Genomic DNA, 19081 nt, shown 5'->3' on the forward strand with positions numbered 1-19081 from the left:
AATCGCCATGACCCAGCCTGACGCGCCGCTGAATCAGCGTGACGTTTCTCCGTCGACCGGACCGGATACTATCGTTCACAAGGACTCCGCCGAAACGACATCCGGTGCGCGATCGCGCCGCCGCCTGATGTTGCCGGTCGCGCTCGCCTGCATTGCCGCCGCTTTGCTCTCGATCGGCATCGTGCCGCGCCTCGCCGCGGGCACCGCGCTCACGAAGCAGGTCGATGCGCAGCGGGACCCGGTCGTGAGCGTCGTCGCGCCTCGCCGCGCTCCGGCCTCGCAGGAATTGCTGCTGCCGGGTTCGGTGACCCCTTACGCCGATGCCTCGATCTACGCGCGCACGAGCGGTTATATCGAACACTGGTACACGGACATCGGCGCGAAAGTGAAAGCCGGCCAGACGCTTGCCGATATCCAGACGCCCGAGCTCGACGCGCAGCTCAAGCAGGCGCGCGCCGACGAAGCCGTCGCGCAGGCGAACTACGACTATGCGGCGAGCACCGCGAAACGCTGGCAGACCATGCTGCAAACGCAGTCCGTCTCGCAGCAGGACGCCGACACGAAGACGAGCGACATGCAAGCGAAGCGCGCCGCGCTCGAGGCCGCTCAGGCGAACGTCGCGCGGCTTGCCGAACTGGTGTCGTACGAAAAGGTGAACGCGCCGTTTGACGGCGTCATCACGACGCGCAATGTCGATGTCGGCTCGCTCGTCACGGCGGGCGGATCGCCCGGCCTCGCCGGCAATCCGGGCGAGCTCTTTCATATCGAGCAGGCCGATAGATTGCGGATCTTCGTGAGCGTGCCGCAGGACGATGCAGCCTACGTCACGTCAGGCACCCAGGTCTATCTGACGACCCAGCAATACCCCGGCCGCCGGTTCCCCGCCGCGGTCGCGCGCAGCGCCGACGCGATTGATCCCGTCAGCCGGACGCTGCGTTTGGAAATCGACGTCGACAACCGCGACGGCGCGCTGATGCCAGGCGCCTACGCGCAAGTCCATCTCGCGCTGCAGGCGCTCCATCCCGCGCTCGATCTGCCTGTGAGCGCACTGCTGTTTCGTCCGGACGGCGTGACCGTCGCAGTGGTCGGCAACGACAACAAGGTGCGGCTCAGGAAAGTGACGATCGGCCGGGATTTCGGCACCTACGTCGAAGTCGCGACCGGCGTAGCCGAGGGCGATCGCGTCATCGACAATCCGGGCGACGCGACCGTCGACGGCGAAGCGGTGCGCGTCGCCACCGCGCAGGCGGCCGCCGCGCGCGGCAAGCAAGGCTAAGCGCCAATCGCAGGAGATGGTATGAAGTCCTTCCAGGTTCAAATCCGTTCAGCATGGCTGCGCGCCCCGCTCACCGGCACGGCGGCCGCCGTCATCGGTCTGGTGTGCGCCTTGAGCGCCTGCTCGACGCTGCCGGCGTACACGAAGCCCGAGGTCGACGTGCCCGATCACTACACGAGCGCGCCGCAGGCGCCGGCGGGCTGGTCGGTGGCGACGCCTGCCGATGCCAGCCCGCGCGGCCCGTGGTGGACGCTCTTCAATGATCCCGAGCTCGATCGCCTCGAAACACGCATCGACGTATCGAACCAGTCGGTCAAGAAAGCCGTCGCGCAACTGCAGGCGGCACGCGCGATGCTCGACTATCAGCGTGCCGGTTACGCGCCGACCGTGACCGCCGGCATCGCGCAATCGAGAACGCGCTTCTCGCAGAACGTGCTCGGGCATTCGCTGGCGGGCCAGACCGTGCCCGACTACTCGGTGGGCGTCGCCGCAAGCTGGGAGCCCGATCTGTTCGGGCGCATCAAGGACGCGACGGTCAACGCGCGCGATACGGTGCAAGCGAGCGAAGCGGACCTGCAATCCGTGCGCCTCTCGATGGCGAGCGATCTCGCGACGGATTACTTCGATCTGCGCTCGCTCGACATCCAGAAGAAGCTGCTCGACGACACGGTCGCCGCCTACGCGGCGTCGCTCAGGATCGTGCAGCGGCAATTCGCGGCCGGCGGGATCGACGCGTCGGCGGTCGCCGAAGCGCGGACGCAGCTCGACAGCACCCGTACGCAGGACACCGACCTCGATGTCCAGCGCGCGCAGCTTCAGCACGCGATTGCGACACTGGTCGGCGTTCCGGCGTCTTCGTTCAGGTTGCCCGCGGTGAGCGCAAGTGAGCGCGGGGGCGGTCCTTCATCGCCCGACTCGGCCGCCGCCACGCTGCCGCAAATTCCTCCGGGCCTGCCTTCGCAACTGCTCGAACGTCGCCCGGACATCGCCGCGGCCGAGAGGCGCGTGGCCGCCGCCAACGCGCAAATCGGCCAGGCGCGCGCAGCCTTCTATCCGGATCTGACGCTGTCGGCGACCGCCGGGCTCGAAAGCACGTACTTTGCGCCGTGGCTTACTGCGCCGAGCCTGCTCTGGTCGATCGGCTCGCAGCTCGTGGGCACGCTGTTCGACGGCGGCCGCCGCGACGCGACGCTCAAGGGCGCGACGGCGCAATACGACACTACGGTCGCCGATTATCGTCAGACGGTGCTCGTCGCGTTCCAGCAGGTCGAAGACAATCTGTCCGCGCTGCAAACGCTCGCGAGCGAGGCCGACACGCAGCAGCGCGCCACCGCCGCCGCCCAGCAGGCGTTGCAGCTCACGATGAACCGCTACCAGGCGGGCGCCGTCAGCTATCTCGACGTGGTCACCTCTCAGACGATCGCGTTGGCCAACGAGCGAACCTCCGATCAGATCGAGGCGCGTCGCATCGATGCGAGCGTCGGATTGCTGAAAGCGCTGGGCGGTGGTTGGGATCGCGCATCGCTTACTGGCGTGGCGGCGGCGGATGGAAAGACTTCGGAAATGTCAGAGTGAACCGCGTGCTCGCGGCGTCGCTTTCGGCATGGGCGCGGCCGCCGTGCAGATCCATGATGGTGCGTACGATTGCGAGCCCGAGGCCGGTTGAACCCGAGCTATTCGTTTCGCGCCTGCGCGACGGGTCGACGCGATAGAAGCGGTCGAAAATCCGTTCGAGCAGCTCGGGCGCGATCGTGGGGCCCTGGTTGGCGACGGTCACGCGTACCGCGTCCGGCGATGCTTCGGCCGAAAGCGTGATGTCGCCGCCGCGCGGCGTGTAGCGCAGCGCATTTGCCAGCAGGTTGCTGACCGCCCGCCGGAACAGCTCCGCATCGGCGCGCAGGTGCGCGTCGCCGGTCACGCGCAGATGCACGCCGGCGTCGTCGGCAAGGCCCTCGAAGTAATCCGCGATATGGGCGAGCTCCTTCGCGGCGTCGAGATCACCGAGCCGCACGGCGAACTGCGGATGCTCCGCACGCGCGAGAAACAGCACGCTTTCGATCATGCGCGAGAGGCGGTCGCACTCCTCGAGGTTCGACACGAGCGCCGCCTGATACTCATCGACACCATGGGGCCGCGCGAGCACGACCTCCGTCGCGCTGCGCAGATTGCCGAGCGGCGTGCGCATGTCGTGCGCGAGATCCGCCGTGTATTGCGACAGGCGCTGGAAGCCGTCGTGCAGGCGGTCGAGCATCCGGTTCAGCGAAGCGACGAGCGCGGCGAGTTCGCGCGGCACGTTGCCCGCTTCGATGCGCGTGCCGAGCCGGTCGACGGTGACCGTCCCCGCCTTGCTCGCGATCTCGCGCAGCGGCCGCAGCGATTCGCGCACCAGCATCGAGCTCATCAGGAACGCGAGCAGCACGCCGGCGAGGCCCGTCCAGTACAAGCGGTCGCGGTAGTAATCGAGAAGGACCCAGCGGTCGGTCATATTGCGCGCGATGATCAGCGTGACCCGCGTGCCGTCGCGCAGCAGGGCGTCGGTGGCCACGCCGCGAACCGGCACGCCCCGCGCCGTGTGCCACTCGGCAATGTCGCCTTGCACGATCCGCTGCGTCTCACCGATTCGGCGCGAGAGCGCGGGAGAAGGCGTCGCCGGATCGGCGATGCCCTCGGTGTTGTACGCGAGGAGCACGTTGCGATCGGCTCCGAGTATCTCCATCGAGAGCGCCGCGTTGCCGAGCACCTGACTCGTCAGGCGATCGGCGTGCCGGCTCAGGTCGGCCAGCGTGCCGAGCTCCTCGACGAGCCGCCGCGCATGGCGCGCGATCAGCACGATGTCGAGATCGTCCTGCTGCTTGACCTCGCGATCGAGCGCGAAGTACAGCACGCTGCCCACGAGCGCGAACACCGCCAGCGTCGTGCCGGCAAAGGCCAGGGCGAGCGTCCTCGTCAGCGAACGCGAAGCCATCAATCGGCCTCTTTGGCTTCGATCACGTAACCGACGCCTCGCACCGTCTGAATCAGCTTGACCGGAAAATCGTCGTCGATTTTCGCGCGCAAGCGGCGGATCGCCACCTCGACCACGTTGGTATCGCTGTCGAAATTCATGTCCCAGACGTAGGACGCAATCTGCGTGCGGCTCAATACCTCGCCCTGGCGGCGCGCGAGCAGTTGCAACAGCGCGAATTCGCGCGGCGTGAGATCGATGCGCGTGGAGCCGCGCCGCACGCGCCGACGGTTGACGTCGATCTCGAGGTCGCCCACTTTCAGCAACTCGCTTTCCCGTGGCGGGCCACGGCGCGCGAGCGTGCGCACCCGGGCGAGCAATTCAACGAACGCAAACGGCTTGACGAGATAGTCGTCGGCGCCGAGCTCGAGACCGTGCACGCGATCGGCGACATCGTCGCGGGCGGTCAGAAACAGCACGGGGGTCGAGCGCGTTGCGCGCAGGGTCTTGAGGACTGCCCAGCCGTCCATCGTCGGCAGCATGACGTCGAGGACGATGACGTCGTAGTTCTCCTCCTGCGCGAGGATCAGGCCTTCGGCGCCGTCGTTCGCCATGTCGACGCGATAGCCCGATTCTTCCAGGCCCTTCTTGAGGTAAGCGCTCATCTTCAGCTCGTCCTCGATGACCAGAATGCGCATCTGATGCTCCGCCGGTGTCTTGATCGATAACGCAATTCTATGCGTAACGGACTCGGGATGACGCCAGGTCTTGTCAGCCGGGATTCCCGGTGCTGTCCTTGGCATTCGTTTCCGGGATTCCGCAGCGGGCGGCAAATTTAGTCGGCTTGAACGGTTTGCTCGACGCGCCGGTCTTTGGAACTTTGAAACCGGGCCTTTGTGTCCATCTCACGTTTCATTGCTCATTTGACTTCCCGCGGCCGTGAAGCGCCCCAGGCGTGCCTGTGGAGGCGAGACCCGCGCATGGTTCGCCAACGACTCAATCACGTGCGCCGCGACTGCTTTCCTGCGCACACGCCGGATTCACCCTCTCAGCGGGCTTCGCAACCGTTGAGCACTGGCGGCCAAACGAACGTTCAGCCACGTGCCAATAAATGAGTCCTGGCACGTAGAACAGTAAGTCCCGCAATCGGCGCGCTCCTGCCAGAGCGAGACACGTGGGCGCATCGATGCCCAGCATGCCGCCGATCAGCACGAAGCCGCCTTCCTGCACGCCCAGGTTACCCGGCACGAGAAAGGCGACACTGCTCAGGAGCTGAATCAGTGCCTCGAGCGCAAATGCCATCGCGAAGGTCGCATCTGAACCAAGCACGCGCAATGCGACCCAGATCTCGAGTGCAAAACCCAGGCACTGCAGCGTTTGCCAGATGAACAGATAGCGCAGGACGACGCCAGTCTGACGCCAGATCAGCTTGATGGATTGGTCGATGCGCGCCGATTTGCCCACGAGCGCATACACCTTGCCGCTCGTAATCCGGTTGAGCGTGCGCGCGGCGCGTTCGAAGGGCCGCGCATGCTGCACGAGTGCGAACAAAAAGAGCACGGGCACGAGTGCCGAAAGACCCCACGCAAACCTTCCTGTGAGTCGCACGGTATCCGACGAAGTCTGATCCAGCACGTATCCAAGGGCGACCAGCGCGAAGACGACCTGGCTGATCAGCGTGAGCTGCATGTCTACGACGAGACTGGCCACAGCCGCGGCAGGCCGAACGCCGACGCGTACAAGCAGACGAAATGAAACGATTTCGCCACCGATGCGCGCTACGGGAAGCAGTCCGTTGATCGACTCGCGAATCCAGACGAGCTTGAGCATGGTCGCAAAGGAGGGGCGCTGCCCGGCACGAATCAGCGTGCGCCAATCCCATGCATTCGGGAGCATCGGAAAGATATGTACGAGCGCGGCCAGCACCAGCCCTGCGCCGGCGGACTCCAGCAGATGCAGAATCGTCGCAGGGTGGTCCCGCCAGACGAGCCACGCTGCGATCATTAGGCCAAGCAAGGCGGCAAGAGATCCGAGGTACTTCATCTGAGCGCGGCCTGGACAAGAATACCGGTCATCCTCAATCGAAGATCATTCCGGGGTAGGGTCACTTTTGACGCAGGTTGATAACAACCCGTCGTCGTCAACCTCGAAGCGTTGTCCTCGCCACAACACGCGCGACGAGAAGAAGCTCGTCACGTAAATGACGAATTGAAGAACGTCCCAAAGTGGCAGCCATGACGAGCCGCTGCAACGTTCTCCGGTCGCGCGGTCCGTCTGCCGGATCAACGTTGCGCGAACGATCAGCGACAGCACGGCCAGCCCACAGGCCAGCGGTTTGCCAAGAGAAAATAGTATGGCGAGCAAGGCGAGCGGGAATGGATGCATCAGGACAGAACCGAGATGACCCGTCCGGTCCGCAGCGCGAATCGTGCGACTCCACCGCAACTCGTGTGCAAACAACTGCGCAAACGTATTTTCGACACATGCGTGACGCACGATGAATGGTGGAATGGCGACCGAGAGGCCGCTGCGGCGCACCGCTTCTCCAATCGCGTAATCCTCTGCGAGATGGTGCGCAAACTGCGCAAGACCGCCTATGCGCCCAAGTGTCGCCCGTGTCATGGCAATGGTCTGGCCGAAACAAGGTCGCGCGCGCCCGATGGAGAGGCCCGTTATCACGCCTGGCAGGAAGTGATAGTTGGTCAAGGCGCAACCTACACGAGGCCAGAATCCGGGCGCACACGAACCGAGATAAGCGCTGGTGACCAGGCCGACACCGGGCTGCTGAAGCGCACCGACGATGTTCCGGAGATAGCTCGGGCCGACGCAGACGTCGCTGTCCGCAAGACAAAGCACATCATGCTCCGCATGATCCAGCATGTTTACGAGATTTGCGATCTTACGGTTGGGTCCGTAAAGCCTGGCATCTGCCACCACCGTTATCTTTTTTCCAGGAAAGCGAGAACAGAGTATGTCGACTGCTTTGAGCGCGGGATCATTTGCGTCGTGAACACCGATGAGATATTGAACCGGCCCTGGATAGTCCTGCTCGACGAAGCTCGTGAGATGCTCCACCAGATGCCACTCGTCGCCATGCAACGGCTTGGCGACAGTGACTCCCGGAAAACGATCTGACGCCGCTATCGGACGCGAAAAAAAGCGCCCGACAAGGAAGCTGGCCGACACGGTGTACAGGATACCCAGCCCGGAGCATAGCTCAGAAAGGGCGGCAGAGAAGGCAAGGAACAAGTGCACAACATGGAGTTGGGCCATATGCCTCCGGGCGATGTGGTCCCTAGGGAACCCGCAGCCTGCGTCAAGGATGCTTAAGAAATCCTTAACCACGAGGTCCGCCCGTGAAGTTTCGACCCGACTGTTTGAACCAGCATTCGTCAGTGTTTGCGCGCAACGCGCCTTGAGGACTTCAATTACCGTCCGCGTGTGCCCTCGCGTCGCCCGGAGGTTGCCGGACACTTGTCGCGCTCGCTGGACCATTCCTTACGATTGCAGGTCTCCACCAGATCAATTTACGCTCCGCTAACGTCAATGCTCGGACGGAGAGAACGATGAACTGGCCATCAACTGAGCCAAACGAGAATCTTACGAACGAGGACTTGGTTAAGGAGATCGACAGCTTAACGGCGGAGTTGAGCGGTCTGAGAACCGACATGCAGGCAGGATTCGAGGCGCTCCAGATTCAACTCGAAAAGTTGACAAAAGTATTAGAGAGCCTATAACGCGTAGGCTTTACCTTGCACGCTCGCGCTTATGCGTTGGAACGAAAGTCAACGGGATTACGTTCCTTGCTCTACGGGGCACTACCGCTTTAAGGCTCGCGCTCGTTCCGGGGAACGTCGCCATGTCGTTGATCGAAATCACTATCAATCAGATTTGGATGCAACTGCACGTACAGCAACAAGAGGAGTACGGTGATCATCAATGGCGAGCGCGGCGCCACCTTGTGCGGCTTTCCGTTCCACGTGCTGCCGGCGGCTTCCATCGCATCCGTCAATACGGCCAGATTCCGGGAGGAGAGGCCAGGGAACGAAATCGATATCTGCAACGGCCGGTTATGTTTGCAATCCGAATCGTCTGGTGCAGGCCGTGTCGTTGTCCCCAATGTTACGACGTGGTTCTGTTGGATATGCGCCTGCCCTCAATGAGTGGCAAGGCCCTTTTATCGTTGATGCGGTCGATTGCAAGTGCGCTATCTGACGCCCGACTCTAGTGGAGCCGGGAGGCTGATTTGCTTGATCGCAAACCACTTCAGGAGTCGGGTTGTTGGAAAGGCATGTCCTATGCGCCGAATTTGTCAATCGTTGCAAGTAGCTCCGTAAGCGCCTTTTTGCAAGTCGCCTGATCGGGAGACTTTGCCCGCAAGGCGTCCAATGCTCGATCGATGGCCTTGTCGACGGTATGCCAGTCGGCCGCAGCCCGGGGCTTGAGGGATGGCTCAGCCTCATCCCATGAAGTTTCCAGATCTTTGATGCGAGTCCTCGCCCCCGCCAGATCGTCTTGGTCGACCTTGGCGACTGTGTCTGCCACAATGGCACGAAACGGCGAAAGGTCTCCAAGCTTTGAAGCGGCTTGTACCGAGGCAACCAGATCAAAGCCGGCAGGGGAGAGCGAGGTAAAGAACACAGCCCCGCCCATGACCACACTGGCGCCAATGGCGAACCACCGGTTTGCTTGCATGATGCTGCTCTCCTTGGAGCTAGATTTGTGCCGTAGGGGAATTTTTGGCCGACAGCTTTCGAACGCTGACGAGAATCACCAGTGCGACGATCACGGCAAGAAAGGCGACGCTTGTATGGACCGTGCCGAGTCCGACACCTCCGTACGTCCGTGACTGCGACAGCAAATCGCCGAGTGAAGCGCCCAATGGGCGTGTGAGGATGTATGCAATCCAGAACGCCAGCACGCGGTTGACTCCAAGATGCGCAGCGCCTGCGGTGGCTGCGATTAGTGTGCCGAACATCACCACACCCCATGTAAAGCCCAGTCCCAGTGCTTCTGTCGCGAGATCACCCGCAGCCGTGCCCAGGGCAAAAGTACAAAGAATCGCCACCCAGTAAAAAATCTCCCTTCGCCGAGTGTCGATATGCTGGATTGACAAGGTCTTTTCGGAGCGGTACCAGCTCCAGAAAACAATCGCCAGTAAGGCAGCGAACCATAGCGTGCTCGTGTATAGACTGACGTTGGCGCCATCGGTGAGGGCGTCGGTGATCTGAGTGCCGACGACACTGATCAATACCACGGTAAGCCAATACGCCCAGGGAACCAGCCTTCGGAAGTGAAACTGCAATCCGAGCGCAATCGCAAGAAGCGTAGCGGTAATTGCGTCGGTAAGGAGAGTGCCCAGTCCTGCATTAACGGCAAGATAGTCGGCCCCGGTTTCGCCGACTGTGGTTGACAGTATCTTGATCAGCCAGAATGTGACGGTGACCTGCGGAACTTTGTTATCTGCCCAGAGCAGGTACGCGCGTTGTGAATTGGCCATCAGCGGGCTCCCCATTGCCAGATGGGCGCGACACACAAGGGACGGAGTCAGGGTGGCGTCGCGCTTCCTCAGACGGCACTCTGATGAGACAGACTTAGTTATCCCTTAGGCGCCCCCGAGCTTCGAATGACTCTTTTGACGATGCGCCGGAGAGTACGCACGCGCCCATCAGCCTTCGCCGGGCGCTCTTTTTTCACCTCCTAAGTATTTCCTAAGTATTGGTCGATTACGCTCCACAATCGCGCAATTCGCGGTTAAACCGTAATACACGCTATCTTCGCCGTCGCTTGCCCGTGATGGCGAGGGTTGGCGGGGGGCAGCCATGAGGGTACTGCTTGTCGAAGACGACCGTATGATCGGGGAATCCGTACGCGATACACTGAAAGATCGCAGCTACGCTGTGGATTGGGTGTGCGACGGCAAGCTCGCGCTCACGAGCATCGCGACGCACGTCTACGACGCAATCCTGCTCGATCTCGGCCTGCCCGGCGCCGACGGCCTCGATGTGCTGCGTGCTGTGCGTCGTGGGAACCATCCTGTACCGCTCATCATCATCACCGCCCGTGATTCGGTCGAGGACCGCATCCGCGGTCTGGACGAAGGCGCCGACGACTACCTTATCAAACCGTTCGACATCTCCGAGTTGCTGGCGCGCATGCGCGCCGTGATTCGCCGCCGCGGGGGGCAAGCCGCGCCAATACTGACCAACGGAGTGCTTACCCTCGATCCCGCGACCCGCGAAGCCAGCTCGGATGGCGTTGCGATCCGGCTTTCCAGTCGCGAATTCGCGCTCATGCAGGCCTTGATGATGCGACCCGGCGCGATTCTCTCGCGTACGGATCTGGAGGATCGAATCTATGGCTGGAACGAGGAGGTGGAGAGCAACGCAGTGGAGTTCATCATTCACTCGTTGCGCAAGAAGCTCGGCGCCGCCGCAATCAAGAACGTGCGTGGCGTGGGCTGGATGGTCTCAAAGCCCATATGACGAACTCGCTTCAGTTCCGGCTCTCCGTCTGGCTGTCGCTGTTAGTCGTCGTGATAGCGACTATCGGCGGCGTGATTGCGTTCAAAACTGCGTTCCACGAAGCGAACGAGTTGCAAGACGGCCAGCTCTTGCAGATTTCAGCGCTCGTGACGCCGCGCACACTGAACGTGATAGAGCGAGAGGCGCTTGCGAAGGTCGCTGGAGCGGATCATGAATCCAGGCTCGTCATCCAAACCATCGACGAGCCTATGCCGCTTGTAATTCCGCCCGCCTTGCCAGACGGGCTGCAAAGCGCGATGGTCGACGGCACGTCCTGGCGCTTCGCCATCAAAACGCTCGAAAACGGCACGCGGGTTGCAGTAGGCCAGCAGACTGCCGGGCGCGACGAGATCGCACGCAATAGTGCTCTTAGTACCGTCATGCCGCTCACGGCGCTTGCATTAGTGCTAGTGGTCGTACTACATCTTATTCTGCGGCACATGTTCGGGCCGCTTTCCACGATGTCCGTCGAACTCGACAAGCGTCCCGAGCACGATATCTCCCCGCTTTCAAGTGCTGCATTGCCCAGCGAAATCGCGCCGTTCGTCGTCGCGATCAACCGGCTGCTCTCGCGCGTCGAAACGTCGATCGCATTGCAACGCAGATTCGTTGCCGACGCTGCCCACGAACTGCGCTCACCCTTGACCGCGTTGTCGTTGCAGGTCGAGCGCTTGAGTGATTGCGATCTGCCGCACGCGGCGCGCGAGCGTCTTGATGCCTTGCGGCGAGGTCTTGCGCGTTCACGGTCGCTACTTACTCAGTTGCTGACGCTGGCGCGCCTGCAGGACCAGGCGTCATTTGAAACCTCGAGCCTGCGTGTGCAGGATGTTTTTCGCAACGTTCTCGAAGATCAAATGCCGCTTGCGGAAGAGAAGCACATAGATATCGGCGTCTCGAGCGTGCAGGAGGTATATGTGGACGCACCGCAAGCGGACTTGACGATCATGGTGAAAAACCTGGTCGACAACGCGATTCGCTACACACCACAAGGCGGGCGCGTGGATCTCTCCACGGGAATCAAGGAGGGAAGGCCATGGATTCGAATCGAGGATACGGGGCCAGGTATCGCGCCAGAGGAGCGCGTGCGCGTGTTCGATCCGTTCTATCGCCTGCTTGGTAACGAGGCTGAAGGATCAGGACTTGGACTGTCGATTGTTGGAACCATTGCGCAGCGCATTGGAGCTCGTGTCGAGCTTGAGCATGCCGCGCCGCACGGTCTCGTGGTGACCGTCACGCTCTGACGCTTCTCTCACGCAACGTGTTCGGGTCGATCCTTATGCGATGGGTTCGAGCACGTGGCAAGGCACGCCGAAGACCGATGCGCTCCGGCGTGCCATTTCTTCAGGATCTGTCGCGGGCGCGAGGCTGACGCTGTCCGGTCATGTCCGCAGGGGCGTGCTGCGCCGCTATCTCGTGGTGGCGGTCGGCGCCAGAACAGGCAAGAGGAAGACTGCGAACTCTTCCTCTCTTCTACCACGCCCGATCAGTCATAAAGTACCGCGGCGATCTTCGGATCGCTGATGTTGCTCTTGTCGTACCAGTAGAAACCGGTGTCGACCGTTTTTGGCAGAGTCTGGCCCTTGAGCGCCTTTACCGCCGAATCGACGACACACTTGCCGATGCCGATCGGATTCTGTGTGATTGCGCCCGCCATCAGGCCCGACATGATGTCTTCCTTCTGCTCCTTGCCGGAGTCATAGCCGATCAGCACCAGCTTCTTGCCCGATTCCTTCACGCCGATCGCCGCGCCTTCCGCCGAGCCTTCGTTGGCCCCGAAAATGCCCTTGATGTTCGGATTGGCCTGGATCATCGCCTTGGCGATTTCAGCGGACTTCAGGTGGTCGCCGCCGCCGTATTGCACGGAGACGATCTTGACGTTCGGATGCTTGGCCTTCATCTCGTTGAGAAAGCCGTCGCGGCGGTCGATGCCGGTGCGGCTGGTTTGATCGTGCACGATCACGCCCACTTCGCCGGAATTGCCGATTGCTTCGGCCATCTTGTCGGCGGCGAGCGCGGCGGCCGCGAGATTGTTCGTCGCGCAGGTGGTAAGCGGAATCTCGCTGTCCACGCCGGAGTCGAATGCGATGATCGGGATCTTTTGATTCTGCGCGCGCTTGAGCAGCGGAATGGCTGCCTTGCTGTCGAGCGCGGCGATGCCGATCGCCTGGGGCTTCTTCGCGAGCGCCGCCGAGAGCATGTCGATCTGCTTGTCGACCATAGCCTCGGTTTCGGGACCCTCGAAGGTGATTTTGACTTTCTGCTCCTTGGCTGCCTGTTCTGCGCCCGACTTGACGGCTTGCCAGAACTGATGCTGGAAGCCCTTCGATATCAGCGGAATATAGGGTTCGTCCGCATACGTGGTGCTCGTCAGGCCCAGAAGCGCGCCTGCGCCGATCAGCGCACCGATGATTCTTCTTTTCAGCATGGTAGATCTCCTCCTAGGGTAAGGCTGTCGATATCGACTCGTCGAGCGAGTCTTTCAATGCTCCCGTTTGTGAATCAGCCGCTCTTCTTGCGCCGCAAGATATCCGCATAGACCGCGAGAATGATGATGAGACCCGTCACGACGATCTGCCATTCCTGGGCGACCGACATGATGCGCAAGCCGTTGGTCAGCACGCTCATGATGAACGCGCCGATGATCGTGCCGAGAATCGTTCCCGAGCCGCCGGAGAGCGACGTGCCGCCGATCACGACCGCCGCGATCGCATCGAGTTCGTAGCCTTGCCCGAGCGCAGGCTGCGCGGAATTGAGACGCGAGGCGATGAGCAATCCCGCAATGCCGCAGATCGCGCCACCCAGACCGTAGATGGCGATCTTCCAGCGATCGACATTGACGCCCGAAAGACGCACGGCCTCCTCGTTGCTGCCGAGCGCGAACGTGTAACGGCCCAGCGCCGTGCGATTGAGCGTGATGGAGCTTGCAATCGCCAGGAAGAACAGGATCAGCACGGCGTTCGGAATCGGCACGCTTGGAAGGAAGTAACCGATCAGCGAGTCCTGCGAGATCATGTAGAAGTTCTCGGTGTCGGTGAAATAGATCGGCTTGTCCGCCGAGACGACGAGCGACAGGCCCTTCAGCAGCATCATCATGCCGAGCGTCGCGATGAAGGGCGGTATCTTCATCTTCGCCGTCAGCGTGCCCGAGACGGTGCCACATAGGGCGCCCGTGACGATCGCTGCAACGATGCCGATCCACATCGGCATGTGCCAGAACGTGAGGAACACGCCGCATATCACCGCGGTGAACGTCATCAGCGTGCCCACGGACAAGTCGATGCCGCCCGTGATGATGACGAACGTGGCCGCGATCGCCAGCACGCCGTTGACCGCCGTCGCCTGCAGGATGCCGAGGATGTTGTCCATCTGCATGAAGGCGGGCGACGCAAAGCTGAAGAACACCAGAAGCAGGATCAGGCTCGCGAACGCCAGCAGCTTCTGCAGGGCAGTGGGCGAGAAGACGCGGGCGCGCAGGCCGTTGATGCGTCCTTCGTTGGCGAGCGGCGCGGTTTCCGTAGGCTGTGTCATGGGAGGGATCTCACGCGGTTCATGCCGCTTTCAGGGTTTCGCGCCGCGTCGCGAGCTGCATGATGCGCTCTTGCGTCGCTTCGCTCGATGACAATTCTCCGGTGATGCGCCCTTCGCACATCACGACGATACGATCGCTCATGCGCAGGACTTCCGGCAACTCAGAGGAAATCATCACGATGGCCTTGCCTTGCTGGGCCAGTGAGCGCAGCAGCTTGTAGATTTCGCTTTTCGCGCCGACATCGATGCCGCGTGTCGGCTCGTCGAAGAACAGCACGTCGCAGTCGCGCTCGAGCCACTTCGCGATCACGATCTTTTGCTGATTGCCGCCCGAGAGCAGACGCACGGGCTGGGCAGGAGAGGGCGTGCGGATTCCGAGCAGCTTGATGAAATGCGACGCCCGCTTGCGTATCTTCGCGCGGCGCAGGAACACGCGGCCCGAAAGGAAATTGCCGAGGTTCGACATCACGATGTTCGATTCGACGTCCATGCCCGTCGCGAGGCCGAAGCGCTTGCGGTCCTCGGAGAGATAGCCGATGCCGCGCGCCACCGCATCGCTGGGCTTCTTCACCGACGTCTTCACGCCTTTCACGAAGATCTCGCCCGACTCGACCGGATCCGCGCCGAACACCGCGCGCGCGACCTCGGTGCGGCCCGCGCCCATCAGGCCCGCGAACCCGAGAATCTCGCCTCGCCGCAATGTGAAGCTCACATCTCGCACCAGCGGGCCCGCGTTGAGATGGCGCACTTCGAGCGCGATCTCGCCCTGGTGCGCGCCGCCGAGAAAGGAGGTGAGATCGGTCAGTGTTCTGCCGACCATCATGCCGATGATCGTCTCGACGCTGGTCTCGTGCGCATTGACAGTGGCGACGTATTCGCCGTCGCGCAGCACGGTCACGCGGTCGGCGATCTGCTTCAGCTCATCCATCTTGTGCGAGATGTAGACCACGCCGACGCCGCGCTCCCTGAGCTGGCGGATGATGCGGAACAGCTCGGCGATCTCCGCGTCGTTGAGCGCGGAAGTCGGTTCGTCCATGATCAGCACGCGCGAATCGAAGGACAGCGCCTTGGCGATTTCGACCATCTGCTGGCTGGCGACCGTGAGCGTGCCGACGACGGTGCGCGGATCGAGATTCACATGCATGCGGGCGAGAATGTCGCGCGCCTGCGCGTTGAGCTTGTCCTCGTCGAGCAGGAGACCGAGCAGCTTGCGCGGCTCGCGGCCGATGAAGATGTTTTGCGCGATGGTCAGATGATTCATCAACTGCAATTCCTGATGAATGATGCCGATGCCCAGGGTCTGCGCCTCGCGCGGGCTCGTGAAGTTGACGGGCTTGCCGTCGAAGAGCATCTCGCCGGAATCGCGCGTGTACACGCCCGCGAGTATTTTCATGAGCGTGGACTTGCCCGCGCCGTTTTCGCCCATCAACGCGTGGACTTCACCGGGCATGAGATCGAAGCGCACTTCATGCAGCGCGCGCACGCCTGGAAAGCGCTTGCTGAGCTGTTCGACGCAGATAAGTGGAGTCATGGGTGTGACACGGGATTCTGGTTTAACAGGGCCTTTATCATTCGCGCGTCGAACCGCTACGGCACGAACAGGTCGGGCCGCTCCTGTGCCGAGCGGCGCAGTTCCGCGACGACCTGATCGAGATGGTCGTGCATCGCGTTGGCGGCCGCGTCCGCATTGCCGCTTCGAATGGCGTCGAAGATGCGCTCGTGTTCATCGAGCGTGTGCACCAGGCGCTCCGGACTCGCAAGAAGCTGTCTCGCGCGATCCAGCGCACTGCGCGAGACCGCGACAATGTCCTTCACGCGCGGCAGGCTGATCGCATCGAGGAGAATCTGGTGGAAGCCCAGATCGAGCGTATGAAATACGAGGCGCTGGCCGGTCTTCAGGGCCATGCGCTGCTGATCGAGACTGAGTGCCAGGGCTTCTAGCGTCGCCGCGTCATGCAGTCGCGCGACGGCGCGCACGGTTTCGACTTCGAGCGCGCTGCGTATGAACATGTGCTGATGAATGTCCTCCAGCGCGATCGGCTTGACCCGCGTGCCGCGCTGCGGAAGGACTTCGACGAGACCCGCATGCGCGAGCCTCGCCAACGCCGCGGAAACCGGAAAGCGCGATACCCCCATGCGTTCGCAGACCGCCAGCTTGTCGATCATCATTCCGGGTTCCAGCACCAGCGTCACGATGGCTTCTCTCAACGCCGCCTCGACCGCATCGGTCAGGCTACCGCGTTCGCCGCTCCTGATCTTGTGCAGTGCGTCATAGGGACTGCTGGCGACGTTGGTCGTATCGGGAGAAGTGCTCACGCGCTTGAATTCCGATCAGGATGCTAGCATGCTAGAAACCGTATTCAGCATTGTCAACGCGTGCAAATGCCTAGTCGGTTCGGATCCCCAAGTGTGGGACGCGATGACGACTCTGACGCAGCGTTCAACTGTTTTCCCGCAGACTCAAGTCGATGGACGACGCTTTCGGATGGCTTTCAGGTGAAAGCGATGATCCTGGCTGCCCGTCGGCTTCCGCGCCGGCTGGCACGACGGCAAGAACAGATAAACAGCAATCCGGACGACGTGACCGGCGTGCCGCTCATGGCGCCGCGGCGTCGCCCTGTTTTTTGTGCTGCGACGCCATACGCTCCTGCTGGGCGGCGGGCGCCGGATCATAGTGGCTCAGCTGAATGTTGTAGTTACCATGTCCGCCGGCAATGGCGTTCAGACGCGACTGATAGTCGTTGAGTTCGGACAACGGCACTTGCCCCGCGACGACCACGGTATTGCCGGCGGCCATGCGTGTGCCATGAACCTGCCCGCGCTTGGCGGACAGATCGGCGATGACGCCACCCATCGTGGCTTCCGGTGTCACCACCTCGATGTCCACGATGGGCTCGAGCAGGATAGGCCGGGCCTTCAAAACCGCATCGATGAAGGCCTTGCGCCCGGCGGAGACGAATGCCACTTCCTTGGAGTCGACTGAATGGCTCTTGCCGTCGTAGACGGTGACTCGTACGTCCTGCATCGGGAAGCCGGCAAGCGGCCCCTTCTCGATGACCTGGAGGATGCCCTTCTCCACCGCGGGCATGAACTGGCCGGGAATGGCGCCGCCCTTGACGGCGTCGACAAACTCGAAACCCGTGCCTCGCGGCAATGGCTCCACGCGCAGCATCACTTCGCCGAACTGCCCTGCGCCGCCGGTTTGCTTCTTGTGGCGATGATGCCCCTCAGCCTTGGCGCCGATGGTTTCCCGATAAGCGATCTTCGGTGGTTGCGTCACGACCTCGAGCTGGTACTGTTCGGACAATCGCTCCAGCATGATGCGCAGATGCAACTCGCCCAAGCCTCGCACCACCGTCTCGTTGGTGCCGTCCGGGTGCTCGATGCGCAGGCACGGGTCTTCCGCACTCAGCTTTTGCAGAACCTCCCACAGGCGCTGCTCGTTGCCCGGGCGCGCAGGCTCGATCGCCAGACCATAGATGGGTGTGGGGAAGTCGAGCGGGGTCAGGTGGATGTTGCCGTCTTCGGGAGCGTCATGCAGGACGGCATCGAAGCCAATCTCGTCGACCTTGGCCGTGGCGCAGATGTCGCCTGGACCGGCTTGCGGGACATCCACGTGCTCCTTGCCCTGCAGCATCATCAAATGGGCGACCCTGAACGGCTGGCGTCCGTCACCGATAAAGAGCTGGCTGTCGCGCCTTATCGTGCCCTGGTGGATACGAAACACGGCGATCTTGCCGATGTAAGGGTCCGTCACGATCTTGAAGGCGTGGGCCAATACATGCTTGTCGGAAACGGGTGCGACGTGCACGACTTCCTGACGGCCGCCCGCATCGCGGTAGAAGAGCGGCGGATTGCCTTCCATGGGATTGGGCAGGAGACGGATGAACACGTCGAGCAATTCCGCGATGCCGGCGCCGTTGGCCGCTGACGTGAAGCAGATCGGCACCAGATGCCCTTCGCGCAGCGCGCGCTCGAAGGGCTCGTGCAACTGCTCCGGGCTGATCGCGTCGCCTTGCTCCAGGTAAAGCTCCATCAGGGCGGGGTCGATCTCGACCACTTGATCGACCAATGCAGTGTGCGCTGCCGCAACGGACAGGAAGTCGGCGTCGCCAGCAGGGTTGAAAAAGCAATCCACCACTTGACGGCCGCGCTGAGCCGGCAGATTGATAGGCAGGCATGTCGTGCCGAAGGTCTCCTGAATTTGCGTCAGAAGTCCCGGAAGATCGACCTTTTCGACATCGATACCGTTCACGATGATCATTCTGCAGAGCTTGCGTTCTTCCGCCCACGCCATCATCCGCCGGGTGGCCATTTCGATGCCGGTCTGCGCGTTGATGACGATGGCAGCGGTCTCGACAGCGGGCAGCGCACTGATCGACAGCCCGGAAAAGTCCGGATAGCCGGGCGTATCCAGCAGAAAAATGCGTGTATCCCGGTAGTGCAGATGAGTGATGGCGGAGTTCAACGAGTGACGATATTTGCGCTCGAGCGGGTCGAAATCACACACCGTGGTACCGCGCTCGACGGAGCCGCGCGCGTGGAGCGCGCCGCCCTCGTGCAGCAGTGCTTCGACGAGAGAGGTCTTGCCGCACCCGGCATGGCCGACCAGGGCGACGGTACGTATGGAATCGGGGCTGTAAGGCATGGCCGCCCTCGTCCAGTAGTGGATGTGGGGCCATTATTGGCGAAAACAGACCCGTGTGCCATACGGGTAGCGGTCTCACTCGTCGTCACACGCGCTCGGGGTCGGCGTCGTCTTCAGGCTGTTTTTCAAATGCGAGCGAAAGCGGACTATTCTTAAGGAAG

Annotated in this window: 17 protein-coding genes; 5 read left to right on the forward strand and 12 right to left on the reverse strand. The window is 62.1% G+C overall.

Translation table 11 applies throughout. The annotated features are described in order from the left end of the window. Positions 1-7: 7 nt before the first annotated feature. Both AWB83_RS02960 and AWB83_RS02965 read left to right on the forward strand, forming a co-directional pair. Positions 8-1276 (forward strand): efflux RND transporter periplasmic adaptor subunit, encoded by a 1269-nt coding sequence (locus AWB83_RS02960; protein ID WP_087042753.1) that lies wholly within the window; start codon positions 8-10, stop codon positions 1274-1276. Positions 1277-1297: 21 nt separating this feature from the next. Then, a complete protein-coding gene (locus AWB83_RS02965; RefSeq protein WP_087042754.1) occupies positions 1298-2851 on the forward strand; it encodes an efflux transporter outer membrane subunit in 1554 nt (517 codons plus the stop codon). On the opposite strand, the gene AWB83_RS02970 is transcribed toward AWB83_RS02965, so the two are convergent. From AWB83_RS02970 to hpnI, 4 genes are all read right to left on the reverse strand, one after another. Beyond that, positions 2802-4241: a heavy metal sensor histidine kinase gene (locus AWB83_RS02970; protein WP_087042755.1), complete on the reverse strand. Its 1440-nt coding sequence runs from the start codon at positions 4239-4241 to the stop codon at positions 2802-2804. The two genes, AWB83_RS02965 and AWB83_RS02970, sit on opposite strands and share 50 nt — an antisense overlap. Continuing rightward, a complete protein-coding gene (locus tag AWB83_RS02975) occupies positions 4241-4918 on the reverse strand; it encodes a heavy metal response regulator transcription factor (protein WP_087042756.1) in 678 nt (225 codons plus the stop codon). The genes AWB83_RS02970 and AWB83_RS02975 overlap by 1 nt, the downstream gene beginning before the upstream one ends. A 298-nt stretch (positions 4919-5216) precedes the next feature. Further along, positions 5217-6263 carry a lysylphosphatidylglycerol synthase domain-containing protein gene (locus AWB83_RS02980; protein WP_087042757.1) on the reverse strand — a complete coding sequence of 349 codons (1047 nt, stop codon included), beginning with the start codon at positions 6261-6263 and terminating at the stop codon, positions 5217-5219. Positions 6264-6308: 45 nt separating this feature from the next. Then, positions 6309-7493: a bacteriohopanetetrol glucosamine biosynthesis glycosyltransferase HpnI gene (gene hpnI / locus AWB83_RS02985; RefSeq protein WP_087042858.1), complete on the reverse strand. Its 1185-nt coding sequence runs from the start codon at positions 7491-7493 to the stop codon at positions 6309-6311. A 293-nt stretch (positions 7494-7786) separates the two neighbouring features. Here hpnI and AWB83_RS36400 point away from each other — a divergent pair, with 293 nt between their 5' ends. Continuing rightward, entirely contained in the window at positions 7787-7957 is a 171-nt protein-coding gene (locus AWB83_RS36400; protein WP_159463004.1) for a hypothetical protein, read from the forward strand. A gap of 89 nt (positions 7958-8046) precedes the next feature. Here the strand turns inward: AWB83_RS36400 and AWB83_RS02990 are convergent, their stop codons facing one another. The 3 genes from AWB83_RS02990 to AWB83_RS03000 form a co-directional block, all read right to left on the reverse strand. Continuing rightward, positions 8047-8220, reverse strand: coding sequence for a hypothetical protein (locus AWB83_RS02990; RefSeq protein WP_159463005.1), 174 nt, complete (start codon positions 8218-8220; stop codon positions 8047-8049). 296 nt (positions 8221-8516) lie between these two features. Beyond that, entirely contained in the window at positions 8517-8915 is a 399-nt protein-coding gene (locus AWB83_RS02995) for a histidine kinase (RefSeq protein ID WP_374729047.1), read from the reverse strand. A 19-nt stretch (positions 8916-8934) separates the two neighbouring features. Next, entirely contained in the window at positions 8935-9720 is a 786-nt protein-coding gene (locus tag AWB83_RS03000) for a COG4705 family protein (protein ID WP_087042860.1), read from the reverse strand. A gap of 322 nt (positions 9721-10042) precedes the next feature. Between AWB83_RS03000 and AWB83_RS03005 the strand changes: the two genes are divergently transcribed. Both AWB83_RS03005 and AWB83_RS03010 read left to right on the forward strand, forming a co-directional pair. Further along, entirely contained in the window at positions 10043-10705 is a 663-nt protein-coding gene (locus AWB83_RS03005; protein WP_087042759.1) for a response regulator, read from the forward strand. Beyond that, positions 10702-11985 carry an ATP-binding protein gene (locus AWB83_RS03010; RefSeq protein WP_087042760.1) on the forward strand — a complete coding sequence of 428 codons (1284 nt, stop codon included), beginning with the start codon at positions 10702-10704 and terminating at the stop codon, positions 11983-11985. Before AWB83_RS03005 ends, AWB83_RS03010 begins: the two co-directional genes overlap by 4 nt. 242 nt (positions 11986-12227) lie before the next feature. Here AWB83_RS03010 and AWB83_RS03015 read toward each other — a convergent pair whose 3' ends face one another. From AWB83_RS03015 to fusA, 5 genes are all read right to left on the reverse strand, one after another. Next, the gene (locus AWB83_RS03015; protein WP_087042761.1) at positions 12228-13169 is read right to left on the reverse strand and encodes an ABC transporter substrate-binding protein; all 942 of its coding nucleotides are present in this window, start codon (positions 13167-13169) and stop codon (positions 12228-12230) included. Positions 13170-13243: 74 nt separating this feature from the next. Continuing rightward, a complete protein-coding gene (locus tag AWB83_RS03020) occupies positions 13244-14272 on the reverse strand; it encodes an ABC transporter permease (protein ID WP_087042762.1) in 1029 nt (342 codons plus the stop codon). 19 nt (positions 14273-14291) lie between these two features. Then, complete coding sequence (locus AWB83_RS03025) at positions 14292-15803, reverse strand: sugar ABC transporter ATP-binding protein (protein WP_087042763.1); 1512 nt, start codon at positions 15801-15803, stop codon at positions 14292-14294. Between the two features lie 56 nt (positions 15804-15859). After that, positions 15860-16588: a GntR family transcriptional regulator gene (locus AWB83_RS03030; protein ID WP_087042764.1), complete on the reverse strand. Its 729-nt coding sequence runs from the start codon at positions 16586-16588 to the stop codon at positions 15860-15862. Positions 16589-16868: 280 nt separating this feature from the next. Beyond that, positions 16869-18920: an elongation factor G gene (gene fusA, locus AWB83_RS03035; protein WP_087042765.1), complete on the reverse strand. Its 2052-nt coding sequence runs from the start codon at positions 18918-18920 to the stop codon at positions 16869-16871. Positions 18921-19081: the final 161 nt, after the last annotated feature.

The organism is Caballeronia ptereochthonis, from assembly GCF_001545075.1.
Taxonomy (GTDB): Bacteria; Pseudomonadota; Gammaproteobacteria; order Burkholderiales; family Burkholderiaceae; genus Caballeronia; species Caballeronia ptereochthonis.

Coding starts and splice junctions, on each gene's coding strand:
- AWB83_RS02960 (WP_087042753.1), top strand. CDS start 8: ATGACCCAGCCTGACGCGCCGCTGAATCAGCGTGACGTTTCTCCGTCG.
- AWB83_RS02965 (WP_087042754.1), top strand. CDS start 1,298: ATGAAGTCCTTCCAGGTTCAAATCCGTTCAGCATGGCTGCGCGCCCCG.
- AWB83_RS02970 (WP_087042755.1), bottom strand. CDS start 4,241: ATGGCTTCGCGTTCGCTGACGAGGACGCTCGCCCTGGCCTTTGCCGGC.
- AWB83_RS02975 (WP_087042756.1), bottom strand. CDS start 4,918: ATGCGCATTCTGGTCATCGAGGACGAGCTGAAGATGAGCGCTTACCTC.
- AWB83_RS02980 (WP_087042757.1), bottom strand. CDS start 6,263: ATGAAGTACCTCGGATCTCTTGCCGCCTTGCTTGGCCTAATGATCGCA.
- hpnI (WP_087042858.1), bottom strand. CDS start 7,493: ATGGCCCAACTCCATGTTGTGCACTTGTTCCTTGCCTTCTCTGCCGCC.
- AWB83_RS36400 (WP_159463004.1), top strand. CDS start 7,787: ATGAACTGGCCATCAACTGAGCCAAACGAGAATCTTACGAACGAGGAC.
- AWB83_RS02990 (WP_159463005.1), bottom strand. CDS start 8,220: ATGGAAGCCGCCGGCAGCACGTGGAACGGAAAGCCGCACAAGGTGGCG.
- AWB83_RS02995 (WP_374729047.1), bottom strand. CDS start 8,915: ATGCAAGCAAACCGGTGGTTCGCCATTGGCGCCAGTGTGGTCATGGGC.
- AWB83_RS03000 (WP_087042860.1), bottom strand. CDS start 9,720: ATGGCCAATTCACAACGCGCGTACCTGCTCTGGGCAGATAACAAAGTT.
- AWB83_RS03005 (WP_087042759.1), top strand. CDS start 10,043: ATGAGGGTACTGCTTGTCGAAGACGACCGTATGATCGGGGAATCCGTA.
- AWB83_RS03010 (WP_087042760.1), top strand. CDS start 10,702: ATGACGAACTCGCTTCAGTTCCGGCTCTCCGTCTGGCTGTCGCTGTTA.
- AWB83_RS03015 (WP_087042761.1), bottom strand. CDS start 13,169: ATGCTGAAAAGAAGAATCATCGGTGCGCTGATCGGCGCAGGCGCGCTT.
- AWB83_RS03020 (WP_087042762.1), bottom strand. CDS start 14,272: ATGACACAGCCTACGGAAACCGCGCCGCTCGCCAACGAAGGACGCATC.
- AWB83_RS03025 (WP_087042763.1), bottom strand. CDS start 15,803: ATGACTCCACTTATCTGCGTCGAACAGCTCAGCAAGCGCTTTCCAGGC.
- fusA (WP_087042765.1), bottom strand. CDS start 18,920: ATGCCTTACAGCCCCGATTCCATACGTACCGTCGCCCTGGTCGGCCAT.